This is a genomic window from Variovorax flavidus (assembly GCF_030317145.1).
GTDB classification, from domain to species: domain Bacteria; phylum Pseudomonadota; class Gammaproteobacteria; order Burkholderiales; family Burkholderiaceae_C; genus Variovorax; species Variovorax flavidus.
Genome location: NZ_JASZYE010000009.1, coordinates 38,575 through 53,002, shown reverse-complemented (window position 1 = coordinate 53,002; position 14,428 = coordinate 38,575). Strand labels below are relative to the sequence as shown.

General features: G+C 64.4%; 14 protein-coding genes. 7 read left to right on the top strand and 7 right to left on the bottom strand.

The annotated features are described in order from the left end of the window. Window positions 1-53: 53 nt before the first annotated feature. Window positions 54-1,013, bottom strand: a complete 960-nt coding sequence (locus QTH90_RS27110; protein ID WP_286667682.1) for a Bug family tripartite tricarboxylate transporter substrate binding protein — start codon at window positions 1,011-1,013, stop codon at window positions 54-56. Between the two features lie 52 nt (window positions 1,014-1,065). After that, the gene (locus QTH90_RS27105; protein WP_286667681.1) at window positions 1,066-2,379 is read right to left on the bottom strand and encodes an L-fuconate dehydratase; all 1,314 of its coding nucleotides are present in this window, start codon (window positions 2,377-2,379) and stop codon (window positions 1,066-1,068) included. Window positions 2,380-2,479: 100 nt separating this feature from the next. Between QTH90_RS27105 and QTH90_RS27100 the strand changes: the two genes are divergently transcribed. Beyond that, window positions 2,480-3,517 carry a LysR family transcriptional regulator gene (locus QTH90_RS27100; protein ID WP_286667680.1) on the top strand — a complete coding sequence of 346 codons (1,038 nt, stop codon included), beginning with the start codon at window positions 2,480-2,482 and terminating at the stop codon, window positions 3,515-3,517. 66 nt (window positions 3,518-3,583) lie between these two features. Here QTH90_RS27100 and QTH90_RS27095 read toward each other — a convergent pair whose 3' ends face one another. Further along, window positions 3,584-4,486 (bottom strand): LysR substrate-binding domain-containing protein, encoded by a 903-nt coding sequence (locus QTH90_RS27095; protein ID WP_286667679.1) that lies wholly within the window; start codon window positions 4,484-4,486, stop codon window positions 3,584-3,586. A gap of 99 nt (window positions 4,487-4,585) precedes the next feature. Between QTH90_RS27095 and QTH90_RS27090 the strand changes: the two genes are divergently transcribed. The 5 genes from QTH90_RS27090 to QTH90_RS27070 are packed head-to-tail and all read left to right on the top strand — an operon-like array spanning window position 4,586 to window position 10,751. Further along, window positions 4,586-5,566, top strand: a complete 981-nt coding sequence (locus tag QTH90_RS27090) for a Bug family tripartite tricarboxylate transporter substrate binding protein (RefSeq protein WP_353506636.1) — start codon at window positions 4,586-4,588, stop codon at window positions 5,564-5,566. Between the two features lie 8 nt (window positions 5,567-5,574). After that, the gene (locus QTH90_RS27085; RefSeq protein WP_286667678.1) at window positions 5,575-7,701 is read left to right on the top strand and encodes an acetate--CoA ligase family protein; all 2,127 of its coding nucleotides are present in this window, start codon (window positions 5,575-5,577) and stop codon (window positions 7,699-7,701) included. Beyond that, window positions 7,688-8,482, top strand: coding sequence for an enoyl-CoA hydratase/isomerase family protein (locus QTH90_RS27080; RefSeq protein ID WP_286667677.1), 795 nt, complete (start codon window positions 7,688-7,690; stop codon window positions 8,480-8,482). The genes QTH90_RS27085 and QTH90_RS27080 overlap by 14 nt, the downstream gene beginning before the upstream one ends. Window positions 8,483-8,488: 6 nt before the next feature. Next, on the top strand, window positions 8,489-9,928 hold the full coding sequence (locus QTH90_RS27075) for an aldehyde dehydrogenase family protein (RefSeq protein WP_286667676.1): 1,440 nt from the start codon (window positions 8,489-8,491) through the stop codon (window positions 9,926-9,928). Between the two features lie 10 nt (window positions 9,929-9,938). Beyond that, window positions 9,939-10,751, top strand: a complete 813-nt coding sequence (locus QTH90_RS27070) for an enoyl-CoA hydratase (RefSeq protein WP_286667675.1) — start codon at window positions 9,939-9,941, stop codon at window positions 10,749-10,751. A 75-nt stretch (window positions 10,752-10,826) separates the two neighbouring features. Here the strand turns inward: QTH90_RS27070 and QTH90_RS27065 are convergent, their stop codons facing one another. The 4 genes from QTH90_RS27065 to QTH90_RS27050 all read right to left on the bottom strand — a co-directional run bounded on the left by QTH90_RS27065 (window position 10,827) and on the right by QTH90_RS27050 (window position 13,436). Next, window positions 10,827-11,444 carry a DUF1801 domain-containing protein gene (locus QTH90_RS27065; protein ID WP_286667674.1) on the bottom strand — a complete coding sequence of 206 codons (618 nt, stop codon included), beginning with the start codon at window positions 11,442-11,444 and terminating at the stop codon, window positions 10,827-10,829. A 21-nt stretch (window positions 11,445-11,465) separates the two neighbouring features. Then, the gene (locus QTH90_RS27060) at window positions 11,466-11,966 is read right to left on the bottom strand and encodes an SRPBCC family protein (protein WP_286667673.1); all 501 of its coding nucleotides are present in this window, start codon (window positions 11,964-11,966) and stop codon (window positions 11,466-11,468) included. Beyond that, window positions 11,956-12,300 carry an ArsR/SmtB family transcription factor gene (locus QTH90_RS27055; RefSeq protein ID WP_286667672.1) on the bottom strand — a complete coding sequence of 115 codons (345 nt, stop codon included), beginning with the start codon at window positions 12,298-12,300 and terminating at the stop codon, window positions 11,956-11,958. The genes QTH90_RS27060 and QTH90_RS27055 overlap by 11 nt, the downstream gene beginning before the upstream one ends. A 194-nt stretch (window positions 12,301-12,494) precedes the next feature. Beyond that, window positions 12,495-13,436 (bottom strand): LysR family transcriptional regulator, encoded by a 942-nt coding sequence (locus QTH90_RS27050; protein WP_286667671.1) that lies wholly within the window; start codon window positions 13,434-13,436, stop codon window positions 12,495-12,497. Window positions 13,437-13,578: 142 nt separating this feature from the next. Here QTH90_RS27050 and QTH90_RS27045 point away from each other — a divergent pair, with 142 nt between their 5' ends. Continuing rightward, window positions 13,579-14,364, top strand: coding sequence for a gamma-glutamyl-gamma-aminobutyrate hydrolase family protein (locus QTH90_RS27045; RefSeq protein ID WP_286667670.1), 786 nt, complete (start codon window positions 13,579-13,581; stop codon window positions 14,362-14,364). The last annotated feature ends 64 nt before the right edge of the window (window positions 14,365-14,428 follow it).

Genomic DNA, 14,428 nt, shown 5'->3' with positions numbered 1-14,428 from the left:
CCGATTGAGAAAGGTCGTACAGGCCCTCCTCAGGTGCAAGCGGTGCCCTTCTACTACTGCGTCTTCAGGCCGAGCTTGGCAATCAGGTCTCGATAGAACGCGTGGTCCTTCGCCATCACTGCGCCGAAGGCGTCGCCATCTGCATAGGCGTAGCCCATGTTTTGCTTGTCAAGCGCGTCGCGCAGGCTTTGCTCGTTGGCGATCTTGGCCGTGGCCGTGCGCAAACTGCTCACGGCCTCGGGTGGCGTGCCCTTGGCCACGGCCAAGCCGCGCCAGGTGCCGATCGAGATGTCGATATTGCGCTCCTTGAGCGTGGGCACGTTCTCGAATCCCTTGATGCGCTGTTCAGACATGACGCCGAGCGACTTGAGCTTGCCCGCCGCCACGTAGGTGTAGACCTCCGCCGCGCTGACCGTGATGGCCTCGATGTGGCCACCAAGCAGCGACAGCGCCGCCGGTGCGGCACCAGCGAAGGGGATGTGGTTGAACTTCACACCCGTTTTATCCTCCACCGCGGCGGCGGCCAAGTGCCAGGTCGACCCATTGCCGCCGTTGCCGACCCGGAAGTCGCCCTTCTTGGCTGCAGCGATGAACTCTTCGACGGTGTTCCAGGGCGCGTCGGCGCGCACGGTGATCGCCGCCGGGTCGTAGTTGAGGCGCGCGATGGGCGTGAAGTCCTCGTACGTGATCTTCGTCAGGCCCATGTTGGGCTGCGTCATCAGGTCGGTCGCAAGCACCACCACCTTGTAGCCGTCGTGCTTGCCGTTGATGACGTCGGACCATCCGATCGCGCCGCTGGCGCCGGGCTTGTTCACGACCACCAGGCTCTGCGGCAGGTGCTGTGCCGATGCAAGTGCAAAGGCGCGCGCCAGCACGTCGGTACCGCCACCGGCGGGATACGGGACGATCAGTTCGATCGGCTTCGATGGATAGGCCGCCTGGGCGAGCGCAAGCGTCGGCGCGACCAGGGCGCACAGCACGACGGGCAGAAAACGCGAGAGGAAGGTCTTCATGGTGTTGTCTCTTGAAGTGGTTTTGTGGGAAGACGATGAAGAAAGGCGACGCTCAGCGCGGGGCTTCGGTCCATGCAGGGCCGCCGGGAAACTCGAATCGTTCGAGCGTGGCGGCATGCATCTCGATGCTGTAGCCGGGTCGCTTCGGCGGCATGTAGCGGCCCTTGCGGATCACCACCGGGTCGAGGAAGTGCTCGTGCAGGTGATCCACGTATTCGAGAACACGGTTGTCGAGCGAGGCCGAGACCGCGATGTAGTCGAACATCGAGACGTTCTGGACGTACTCGCACAGGCCCACGCCGCCCGCATGCGGGCAGACGGGCACCCCGAACTTGGCGGCCATCAGCAGCACCAGCAGCACCTCGTTGAGGCCGCCCAGGCGGGCCGCATCGACCTGGCAGAAGTCGATGGCACGCGCCTGCAGCAGCTGCTTGAACATCACGCGGTTGTGGCAGTGCTCGCCGGTGGCGACGCCGATCGGTGCGATGCGCTCGCGGATCGCGGCGTGGCCGAGGATGTCGTCGGGGCTGGTCGGCTCCTCGATCCACCAGGGGTCGAAGGCCGCCAGGCGGCGCATGTTGGCGACGGATTCATCCACGTCCCAGACCTGGTTCGCGTCCATCATGAGCTTGCGGTCCCAGCCGATCTCCTCGCGCAGGATGGTGGCACGGCGAATGTCTTCCTCGATGTTGCCGCCGACTTTCTGCTTGAAGTGGGTCCAGCCCTCGGCCACGCCTTCGCGCGCCAGACGGCGCACCTTGTCTTCGGAGTAGCCGAGCCAGCCCGCCGAGGTGGTGTAGGCGGGGTATCCCTGCTCGCGCATTTCCTTCTCGCGCGCGGCCTTGCCCGGCGCGTTGCGGCGCAGGATCGCGAGCGCCTCTTCGGGCGTGAGGGCATCGGTGACGAAGCGGAAGTCCAGGCAACGTACGAGTTCTTCGGGGCTCATGTCTGAAAGAAGCTTCCAGACCGGTTTGCCCTCGGTCTTGGCCCAGAGGTCCCACACCGCATTGACGATCGCGGCGGTGGCAAGGTGAATCACGCCCTTGTCCGGGCCGAGCCAACGCAGCTGGCTGTCGCCGGTGGTGATCTGGCGCCAGAACGCGCCCATGTCCCCGGTGATGTCTTCGAGCGTGCGCCCCACGACAAAGGGCGCCAGCGACTTCACCGCCGCCACGCAGATCTCGTTCCCTCTGCCGATGGTGAAGGTCAGCCCGTGGCCCTCGACCCCCGGCTTGGCATCGGTGTGGAGCACCACGTAGGTCGCGGAATAGTCCGGCGCCGCATTCATCGCGTCGGAACCGTCGAGGGAACGGGAGGTGGGAAACCGGATGTCTCGCACCGACACATGGGTGATTTTCGTAGCCACGCTGACCTTGCCTTGGATGAGTGAACGTCCAGCATAGGAGGGAGCGGTATATCGATCCAATCGTCATTTAGTATGTTGTGATCCCAATTGCGGTATATCCATGAACGACGATCCCGCTCCCTCGGTGCTCCCTGGCAGCCTGTTCCGACGCCTGCGGATCAAAAGCCGGCAGGTCATGCTGCTCAATGCGCTCGACGAGCACCGCAATTTGCGCCGGGCCGCCGCCGCCATCCACACCACCCAGCCTGCGGCGACGGTGCTGTTGCAGCAGTTGGAGGATGGCCTGGGCGTGACTCTTTTCACCCGTCACACGCGCGGCATGGAGCCCACCGTCTTCGGCGAAGTGATGATCCGGTACGCACGCGGCGTGCTGCACGACCTCGAATACGCGGGCGACGAAATGGCTGCGCTGGCATCCGGCGCTGCAGGCCTGGTTCGTATCGGCAGCGTGATGGGCGCGACGCCGATCCTGCTGACCCAGGCCCTGGCACGTTTCAAGGCCGGGAACCCGCGCGTGCGCATCTCGTTGCAGGTCGACACCAGCGACCTGCTGATGCCGGCGTTGCTGCGCGGAGACGTCGACGTCGTGCTGGGCCGCTTGCCCGACCAGTTCTACGACGAGGACCTGGCGATCGAACAGCTCGCGGGCGAGCCGATGAGCGTGGTGGCGCGCCCCGGTCATCCCTTGTTCGCGCTGGCCGAGATCACCCTGCTCGACCTCGTTGCGCAAACCTGGGTCCTGCATCCGCTGGGCAGCCCGATGCGGCGGCGCGTCGAGCAAGCTCTGCAGCACGCGAGCCTGGCGCAACCGCCCGACATCGTCGAGACCTCGTCGATCCTCGCCACCACCTCGCTGCTGGAGGCGAGCGACATGATTTCGGTGGTGCCGCTCGATGTGGGACTGCACTACGCCAAATACGGGCTGCTCGCCATTCTTCCGGTGCAGTTGCCGATCTCGATGGCCAACCTCGGCATCATCACGCGCAAGAAAAAGGATCCCTCACCGGCGCTGAAGCTCTTCCTCGGGGCGCTGCGCGACAGCATCCGCGACCGGAAGGCCGAACCGCCGGTCGTCCAGGCAACAACGCAAAGGACTGCCGCAAAAACGGATGGGAGCGCCCGTCGCCGTTCGCTGTAAAGGCCTTGGCATCGAGCAGCAGATGCGCTGGTGAAGGGCTCCTTCCGCCGCGCCGAGGTCGCTTCTTCAGAGATCGGTCAGCAACCCTGACGCCAGCATCCGGACGCGCGACGCCACCAGCCGCGCACCTTCCGACAGCGGTCGTTGCCGCGTCAGGCTCAGAGCGATGGTCCGCCGGATGCCAGGGCTCGTAACGCGGCAAGCCGAGAGCAAGCCCGACCCGACTTCCCGCGTCACCGCCGTGATGGGCAGCAAAGTGAAAGCGTGCCCGCTGGCTGCGACATCGGTCATCGCGGTGGCTGTATCGACTTCCATCACGATGTCGAGCGCGACGTTGTGCCGCCGCGAGAGCACGTCCAGTGTGGTTCGCAGGCCATTGGGTACCGCCGGCAAGACCAGCGGAATGCCTCCAAGGGAGCGAAACGGAATGGTCTTGGCCTCCAGTTCCTTGCGACCCGTCCTGCCGATCAAGAACGTCTCGACTTTTCCAAGCACATCTTCGCCGCGCAGCGCCGACGAGCCGTAGCGGTTCACCACAATCATGTCGAGACGACCGGACGCGAGCTGCTCATCGAGTGTGCCGCTGAAGCCTTCCATCACGTGGAGGCGAATCGCCGGCGCCCGCTCACGCATGTCGGCCAACAGCATCGGCAACAGTTGGCGCGACAACGAAGGCAGCACGCCGACGTGCACCGTACCAGTGAGTACGCCGGCCGCTTCACTCGCAGTAGCGTCGAGCTGACGCACCTGTTCGACCACACGCTTGACCTCCGGGTAGATCCGCCGGCCAAAGTCGGACAGCGCCATGCCTCGCCCGGTGCGGTCGAACAGCCGGCGCCCCCACTCGGCTTCGAGCATGGCGATCTGCCGGCTCACGAGGGACTGCGCCACGTCCGAGGCAACCGCGGCCCGGGACAGCGACTTCATGTCTGCCACCAGAAGGAACGTGTTCAGCAGTTTGAACTTCATGAATTCACTTTAATGGAAATCAGAAATCGATAACTTGCTCTTTCTGGAAATCATGTCAAGGCCTAACCTGCGCTTGCCGTTCCATCAAAGGAGACAACCTTGAAGATTTCGCAATCGCTCGCAGCCGCGCTGGCAGCCACGTGCCTGCTGACCGCGCCACTGCTCCATGCGCAAGACGCCGCATATCCCAAGCAACCGGTCACCCTGGTGGTGCCCTTCCCCGCAGGTGGTCCGACCGACGCAATGGCGCGTGTCCTGGCCCAGAAGCTGGGCGACCGGTTGGGACAGCAGGTGATCATCGATAACCGTGGCGGCGCAGGGGGCGGCATCGCGGCGGAACTGGTGGCACGCGCGCCGGCCGACGGACATACCCTGTTCTTCGGCACAACCGGCACGATGGCGATCAACCCGAGCCTGTACACGAAGTTGCGCTACGACCCGGCGAAGGACTTCGCTCCGGTAAGCCTGATGGCCACGACGATGAACGTCCTCGTCACCAGCCCGAGCATCCCCGCGAAGAATCTGACCGATCTGATCGCACTCGCCAAGGCCAGGCCCGGCGAGCTCACGTACGGGTCCGCCGGAAACGGCAGCTCGAATCACCTTTCCGGCGAACTGTTCCGCACCTCGGCCGGCATCCAGATAACGCACGTCCCCTACAAGGGCTCCGCACCAGCAATGGTGGATCTGCTGGGTGGGCGCCTGTCGATGATGTTCGACACCATCGCGCAGCAGAGCCAGAACATCGCCGCCGGCAAGGTTCACGCGCTTGCGGTGACCGGGCCGAATCGCTCGCCGCTGTTGCCCAACGTGCCGACCGCTCAGGAGGCCGGACTCAAGGGATTCGACGTGACGATCTGGTATGGCGTGCTGGCGCCCAAAGGCACACCAGTACCCGTGATCGAGCGTCTGAACCGTGAGATCACCGCGGTCATGGCCACCGAAGAAATGAAAAAACGCATGGAGGCCGACGGAGCCAACGCGCGCACGACCACTCCTGCAGAGTTCACGGCACTCATCAAGACCGACACCGCGAAGTGGACGCCCGTGGTGAAGAGCTCTGGCGCCAGCCTCGACTGACCCGCACCATGACACACCTTCTTGATCCACGGCTTCAACGAGCCTTCGCGCCTGGTCGCATCGCCGTTGTCGGCGCGACCGAAGACCGCAACAAAGTCGGCGGCCGGCCGCTGCACTATCTGCAACGCTTCGGCTTCCAGGGGGCGGTCTATCCGATCAATCCCAAGCGGTCGACGATTCAGGGCATTGCTGCATACCCCTCGCTCGCGGCGACACCGGAGACACCCGACGTAGCGATTGTCGCGGTCGGCCAGGACGCGGTCGCCGGCGTGATCGATCAATGCGCAGCGCGTGGTGTCGGCACAGCGATCGTGATGAGTTCTGGCTTCGGCGAAACGGGCGCGGAGGGGCTCGCCCGGCAGCGGGAACTCGTGGCCCAGGCTCGACGTCTCGGCATCCGCCTGGTCGGACCGAACGCCCAGGGCGTGGCCAACTTCCAGACCGGCGCGGTGATGAACTTCAGCACCATGTTCATGGAGATCGCGCCGCAGGACGGCCCGGTCGCGATCATTAGCCAGAGCGGCGCGGCGAGCGTGATGCCCTACGCGATGCTGCGAGAGAGAGGCGTGGGCGTGCGCTATCTGGTTGCGTCGGGCAATGATGCCGACGCCTCGGTGTGCGAACTCGCGTCGGCGGCTGCCGCCGATCCCGAGATCCGCGTTGTGCTGATGTACATCGAATCGCTGAACGATCCGGCCATGCTGGCGGAGGTCGCTCGCCTCGCCTCGGCGCGCGGAGCGGCCGTGGTCGCGCTCAAGTCGGGCCGCAGTGCACACGGCGCCAAGGCTGCCGCGTCGCACACCGGTGCCATCGTCAACGACGACGTGGTGGTCGACGCCTTTCTGGAGCGCCATGGCATCTGGCGTGCCAACGACGTCCTGGGACTCGTCAACGCCGTCGAGCTGTATCTGAGCGCCCCGCCCCGAGTCGCCGAGCATCTGGTCGTCATGAGCCATAGCGGCGCTGTCGGCGTCTTGTGTGCCGATGCAGCCGAATCGCTGGACTTTCCACTTGCAGAGCTGAGCCGTCCGGTCATCGACGCCCTCGCCGGCATCATGCCGAGCTTCGCGACTGCACAGAATCCCGTCGACCTCACAGCCTCTCTGATGACGCAGGGTGGCATGTATGCCGACACGCTGGGCGCACTGGCGGCCGACCCGCAGGCCGACATGTTTCTGATCGGCGTGCCAGTGGCAGGCGAGGGTTACGACGTCCCAGGCATGGCGCGCGACACGGCGCGTTTCGCCACCATGCGAAACAAGCCGACGGTGGTTTCCGCGCCGCAGGCCTCGGTACGGCAGGCCTTCCGGGCAGCAGGCGTTCCGGTGTTTTCGCATGAGACGGACGCCATCAACGCGCTCCATCAGTGGAGTCGTCACGGAATGCTGTTGGAGCAGGCAGCTGAACGCAATCTGCTGGAAACCACTGCAACGCAGGCACCTGCACTGCCGGTTGGCGACGCACCGTTGCTGAGCGAAGCCGACAGCCTCGACTTGCTGGCCGCCGCAGGCGTTCATACCGTGCCGTACAGACTGTGCCGCAATGCCGACGAGGCCACCGCTGCATGGGAAGCCTTGGGGCCGCAGGTCGTGGTGAAGGCCTGTTCTGCGCAGATCCCCCACAAGTCGGAACATGGGCTGGTCTTCATCGACGTGCATACCGCAGACCAAGTGGTCGACGCGTGGACCGCATGCTCCGAACGTGTCGCCGCGATGGGTCTCTCGATGGACGGTGTGATCGTCGCGCAAAGGGTTCGAGGGCGTCGCGAATTTGCACTGGGCGTCCGGCAGGATCCGCTGTTCGGAACCGTCGTCATGGTCAGCGACGGCGGCAAGTACGTCGAAGCTGTACGCGATTTCGTCGTGTTGCTTCACCCCTTCTCCGAATCCGACGTGATCACCAAGCTGCGCCGGCTGCGCATCGCCCCGATTCTTGAAGGCGTACGCGGCGAGGCGCCAATGGACCTGCATGTCGTGGCCCGCACAGCGGTCGCGCTCGGCGCGCTGGCGGCGGCACACCCGCAGGGCATCGCGTCGATCGACCTGAATCCTCTGATCGTTGGCGACGCAGGCCAAGGCGGCTGGGCGGTCGACGCGGTCATCGAACGCCGGGGAGGCTCGCATGCAGGGCACTGACACTGCATTGGTCGAGATGCAAGATGGCACGGCGGTGGTTTGGCTCAACCGGCCTTCCGTGATGAACGCAGTGAATGCGTCCTTGCGCGCCGCACTCAGCGACCACCTCTACGCTCTCGACGCCGACCCGCAGGTTCAGGCCATCGTACTTACCGGCCGAGGTGAACGCGCCTTTTGCGGCGGCCAGGATCTGGACGAGTCAGCGACGATCAGCACCGACACGCTGGCGGCTTGGCTCAACCGCCAGCACGCCATGTACCAGGCGGTGCGCGACGTGTCCAAACCAATCGTCGCAGCGCTCAATGGCACCGCAGTCGGTGCGGGTTTCCAACTCGCACTGATGTGCGATCTCCGCGTGGCGCACCCCACGCTGCGCATGGGGCAGCCCGAAGTCAAGGCGGGACTCGCGAGCATCGTGGGCTCCTACCTGATGTCGCTGCAGATCGGCCATTCGCTCAACCAGCAACTCTCCCTGACAGGTGAGCTGATCAGCGGCGAGCGCGCGCATGCGCTTGGCCTGGTCAATGACCTGGTCGCACCTGACCAGGTCTTGCCGCGCGCGCTGGAGCGTGCGCGGGCGCTGGCCGCCCTGCCCGGTGCCGCTCTGCGCACGACCAAGCAACGCTTCCGCGAACGCACGCAACCAGGATTTGACGATGCGTGCAGCGCCGGCATCCGCTATCAGCTCGAGTGCTATTCCACCGGGGAACCGCAGCGCGTCATGCGCGAGTTCATCGCAAGGCGGGACGCTTCCAAGATTTCAAACCTGTCCAAGGACTGACCCAAGATGACCCCTTTCAATCACCTTTTCATCGATGGCGTCATGACTCCCGCCCATGGGGAGAAGGATCTGCCTGTCGTCGACAGTTTTACCGAGGAAACGTTCGCTTCTTATCGCAGCGCCTCGGTGCTTGACGTCGATGAAGCAGTGGTCGCCGCGCGCCGAGCGTTCGAAGGCTGGGCCGCCACACCACTGGCCGAGCGCGTCGCGGCAGTACGCCGTGTCGCCGCCGCTCTGCACGAAAAAGCCGAGGCACTGACCACCGCCATTTCCCGGGAGGTCGGCATGCCGCGCAAGTTGGCTGCCCGGATTCAGGTCGGCGCGCCCATCGCCGCCTGGGACATGTACGCCGACCTCGCCGCCGACTTCGAATGGGACTCGCGCGTTGGCCATTCGCTGGTGCGGCAAGTGCCGACCGGCGTGGTGGCATGCATCACGCCGTGGAACTATCCCCTGCACCAGATCACCGGAAAGATCGCTCCTGCGTTGCTGGCCGGTTGCACGGTCGTTCTCAAGCCGTCCGAACTGGCTCCCAGCAGCGCCTTTCTGCTCGCCGACGCCGTGCTTGAGGCTGGCCTTCCGGCAGGCGTGTTCAACCTGGTCCACGGTATCGGTTCGGAGGTCGGCGAGGCACTGGTGCGGCACCCGGATGTGGACATGGTGTCTTTCACGGGATCCACCCGCGCGGGGCGCCACATAGCGGCAATCGCCGGCGATGGCATCAAGCGTGTTGCTCTCGAACTCGGTGGAAAATCTGCGGCGCTGGTGCTCCCCGGCGCCGATCTGGCGGCCGCGGTCAGGGCCACGCTGGCAGGCTGCATGCTCAACTCCGGCCAGACCTGTTCGGCGACCACACGACTGCTGGTGCCGAGGCCCTTGCTTGGCGCCGCCGAAGCCGCAATCATTGATCTGCTCTCCGCCTACCGCATGGGCGACCCTGCGGATAGCGCGACGCGCCTTGGCCCCCTGATCTCCAAGGCGCAGCAACGCAAAGTCGAAGGCCTGATTGCGGAGGCGCTGGCCGCGGGCGCACGGCTGCTCGGTGGCCCGGCCGCAATACCGTCACATGGCTTTTTCGTACCGCCCACCGTGCTGGCCGATGTGACGCCCGAGATGGCGGTGGCACGGGACGAAGTCTTCGGTCCGGTGCTCGCATTGCTCGCCTATGACGAAGTAGAGGACGGTATCGCGTTGGCCAATGGCACCGACTACGGCCTCGCGGGCACGGTCTGGGGCCCCGTCACTCCAGCGACCCTTGCCGTCGCCCGCCGCCTGCGCGCTGGGCAGGTCGACATCAATGGCGCCCCTTTCAATCCCGCCGCTCCTTTCGGCGGATTCAAGAAATCAGGCATTGGCCGCGAGAACGGGCGCTTCGGAATCGAGGAGTTCCTCGAACCGGTGTCGATCCAATTGCCCGCCGCCTTCCTCGAGAACTCCATCCACTGAGCCACTGACCATGACTTTCAAACAACTTTTCTACACGGTCGAAGGACCCATCGCGACGATCACCCTCAATCGGCCCGAGCGCATGAACGCGCTGACAAAGATTCTGGAGTCAGAACTGCGCACGGCCGTTGAGCAGGCTGGTCGGGACGAGAGCGTGCGCGCCATCGTTCTAACCGGCGCAGGTCGCGCCTTCTGCGCGGGCATGGACATGGAAGAACTGGAGGTGCTGCCGCCTGAGGACATTCGCGCGGAGGAATGGATGCGCCCGTTCGACATGAATCGAAGGGCCGATTACCAGACGCGATACTCTTACTTTCCCGCGGCCCCCAAGCCCGTGATTTGCGCGATCAACGGCGCCGCCGCCGGGCTCGGCCTGGTAATGGCCCTCTACAGCGATTTCAGAATTGCCTCGGACAAAGCCGTCTTTGCCACGGCCTTCGCAAAGCGCGGCCTGATCGCCGAGCACGGCATCGCCTGGATGCTGCCGCGCATCGTCGGCCATGCCCATGCCACAGACCTGTTGCTCACATCTCGCAAGATCGACGCGCAGGAGGCGTTCGGCATGGGCCTGGTGAATCGCGTCGTCGCGGCGGATCAATTGCTCGCCGAGGCGCATGCCCTGGCCAAGACGCTTTCTGCCGAGGTTTCGCCGCGCTCGGTGCGGGTGATGAAGCAACAACTCTGGGAAGCGCCCTATCAGTCGCTCGGCGCGGCTGTGGCCCTTGCCAATGCGGAGATGGTCGAGAGCATCCGCAGCGAAGACTTCACCGAGGGCGTGGCGCACTTTGTCGAACGGCGGCCCGCACGCTTTTCGGGACGTTGATCCGAGCGAGCGGCATTCACGGGCGCTCAAGCATCGACGCGCGATGCTTCGGCCACGCCTGAGAGCGGACTGTCACTACTTGGCATATTTCCAAAACCGTCCCTTCCCCTCCGCGATCCAGGACAGTGCCTCCTCGATGCGCTTGTCGCGTGTTGCCGCAGTCTTCGCTTCACCAATCCAGAGCTTGTATTCCTTTTGAAATGATGCCGATTTGCTGTCGAAGATGCTTTTAACTCCCGGGTTGATCTGGAGCTTTTCAGAAAATTCCGCAGGCATTCCGACTTCTTTGGGCGTGCTGGATTTTCGTGCCGGGAGTTTCAGGCCTTGCTCATTGAGGGCCATGGCTTCCTTGATCCAGGATTTCAGCTCCTGGTCCGGTGGCAAATCAGCAGCACTGGTCAGTTTACCCATGAAACGCTTCGCGGCCGGGACACTATCGTTGGCCTTGAGACGCGCATCGCCCATCAGTGCATCCTTATAGAACGTGAAAGAGCAGTGTGCCGTGTAAGCGGCAAAAATGCACATCATGTGGCCCTTGTAGTCGAAATGCGGATTCCCCCATTTGACCTCCTCGACGACCTCCGGGCACGTTGCGTGGATGAGCGCGCGTAGATGGGCGAAGATGGGTTTGGCAAAGTCTTCGGCCTTTTCGGCATACGCATCCACCTTGGGATTGTGTTTTGGCTTGGGCATCGGAGTCGGGTATTTCAATGCTCAGTTGAGGTCCAGAAGAAGTTCGTCAAGACGCTCCAAAGTCGAGGTCAGGCCTTCCTTCAATCCCATCTGCATGACTTGTTGGAGTGCTTCAGCCGACGCGTAGGAAACCACCGTCTCCACAAGGGTATGCGTCCCGGCGTCCGAGAAGGTGACGTTCCATTTGGATCTGGGAAGCGCGGGGTTCAGCGCACCGGTGTCATCGCAAAAGCCGTCCAGCGAGGTGTAGCTGTCGATCGGTTGAATTGTCTGGTAGTCCATGCGGCCCCAGTATTCCTGGCCATTGGGCTCAACCATCGCGTAGTGCCAATACCCGCCTTCACGGAAATCCATGAACTTGGTTTTCGTGGTTAATGGTTTAGGCGCAAACCACCGGTCAAGCAGTTCGCTTTTGGTGTAGCAGTCCCAAACCAGTTGCCGTTTGGCAGCAAACGTTCTTTTTGTCGTGATGGTGTTTTTTTCCTTGTCAACAAGGAAATCAAATTGGACGTCAACTTTCACCTTCTTCACCTTTCAGGGTAGTTAATAGGCTATCGAGATTTTCGTAACGGCTTTGCCAGGCCGCGCGTTGTTGCTCGAACCACTGTTCGGCAGCGGTCAAGTTCTCACGTCTTAGTCTGCAGGTTCGCACCCGGCCTACTTTCTCGGATGCGATGAGGCCGCTGCCTTCGAGAACCTTGATGTGCTTCAGGAACGAAGGCAGGCCCAAACCGAAGGGTTCTGCAAGGTCCTTGATTGACGCAGAGCCGTTGCCGAGCCTCGCAATCACTGACCGTCGGGTAGGGTCGGCCAGTGCGTGGAACACGTTGTTGAGCACTGGAGAATAGTTTTCCATGTGGCAAACTATACCGCAACAGTTCTCCAGTTGGAAAACTATTTGAAAGGACCGCCGTCATGCGTCCCGAACGTCCGCTTTCGCCGCCTACCGAGGTCCGCCCAGGGGCCCTTTCCTGACGTTGACCGTCATCGCCTCAATGTCGGCTGCGGATCGGGTCGGCCCGTCATGGCCGGGCGCGGCGCTACGCTTGTTCAGCGGGCAGCCCCGTCAGCCGGCGCCGCTTCGGCCTCCAGCCCGACCAGATACTGCCGCACGAAATCGAACGCCCGCGCCGCCGCCGGAGCCAGGGTTCGGCCGGCGCGCTGCACGATGCCCAGTACCAGTTCGGCATCCAGCGCCGGCTGCACATCCAACGCAATCACGGTGCCGGCGCGCAGTTCCTCCAGCATCGTCAGCTCGATCGCCGGCATCACGGCGTCGGTCGCCAACATGACCTGGCTCACCGTGCTGCCGTCGGCGCACTGCAGCGTGAAGCGGTCGAGCATCGAGCCGGTCAAACCGTAGCGGCGTAGGAAGCGGCGCTCGTCCTCCGGCCCGATAAAGCCGGGTGCGATCAACGGATGGCGCAGCACGTCGGCAATGGCCAGTGCGCGCCGTCTCTGCAGCGGATGGCCCTGGCGCGCAAACCAGCCGAAGCGACAGGTGTACAGCGGCTCGACCTGCAGTTCGATGTCGGTATCAGCGGCACGTACGTCGCCGATGAAGAAGTCCAGCGTCTCGTTGCGCAGCGCGTCGAGCAGGCGGTCGGTGGTCTCGATCAGCGTGCGCAGTCTCAGCCCCGGCGCACCCGCCATCAACTCGACCAACAGCCGTCCGAGCAGGCCGCGCGCCAGCGCCGAACCCATGCCCAGCGCCAGAGATCCGGCGCGGCCGGAGTGCATCAGCGACAGTTCGCGGGCGCCTTCAGCCTCCTCGAACACGATGCGGCGCGCGCGGGCGAGGTAGGCCTGCGCGAACGGCGTGGGCACCAGGCGGCGCTCGCGGCGGTCGAACAGTGGCGCGCGCAACTCGTCCTCGAGTGCCTGCAGGCTGCGCGACAGCGCCGGCTGGCTCAGGTGGACCCGGTCCGCGGCCGCGCTGACCGAGCCCGTCTCGATGACGGCGAGCAAATGGCGCAGCTGGCGGGTGTTCATTCGGCTCTGGCGTAGTGACTGGTCATCATGCATTAACTGCAGGATGGAGACAACTTAAATGCACTTTACGCATTTGATGCTACTTCCTACATTGGCGGGAGTGGCATCACAGCGATGCCTGAACCCTCAGTAAGGCCGATCGATGAACTTGCACTTGCCACCCGCCGCCGTCCGCCCCGTCGTCGCGATCACTGCCGACCGCGGTGAATTCCACGGCCACGCGATCCATCAGGCGTTCGATAGCTACCTGCGCGCGGTGCACCAGGCCGCCGGCGCGCTGCCGCTGTTGCTGCCGGCCGCCGGCGCGGCGATCGATGCCGCCTCGCTGATCGCCGCGGTCGACGGCGTGGTGCTGACTGGCGGGCCGACGAACGTGCAGGCCCAGCGCTACGGCGCCGAACCGCTGCCGCCGACCACGCTGACCGACCCCGACCGCGACGACACCGTGCTGCCGCTGCTGCCGGCGCTGGTGGCCGCCGGCGTGCCCGTGCTCGCGGTGTGCCGCGGCTTCCAGGAATTCAACGTCGCGTTCGGCGGCACGCTGGAGCGCGCGGTGCACGCGCAAAAAGGCCGGCTGGACCATCGCGAAGGCGACCACGATCGCCCCATCGAGCGCTGGTACGACGATGCGCACGAGGTCGCGCTCACGCCTGGCGGCCTGCTGGCGAGGCTGGCCGGTGCGACGCACGCGAAGGTGAACTCGCTGCATCACCAAGGCGTGGACCGGCTCGCACCGGGCCTGCGCATCGAGGCGATCGCTCCGGACGGCCTGGTCGAGGCCTTCACGGTCGCCGACGCGCCCGGCTTCACGCTCGCGGTGCAGTGGCACCCGGAGATGCGAGTCGGCGACAGCCCGCTGGCGCACGCGATCTTCGCGGCCTTCGGCAAGGCCTGCCACGTGCGCCGTGCGCGGCGGCTGGCCGCCTGATTCCTGCAACTCCATCTTCCGACACCCAATCACCTCGTCATCCCCATGAACGCATTCGCCACGC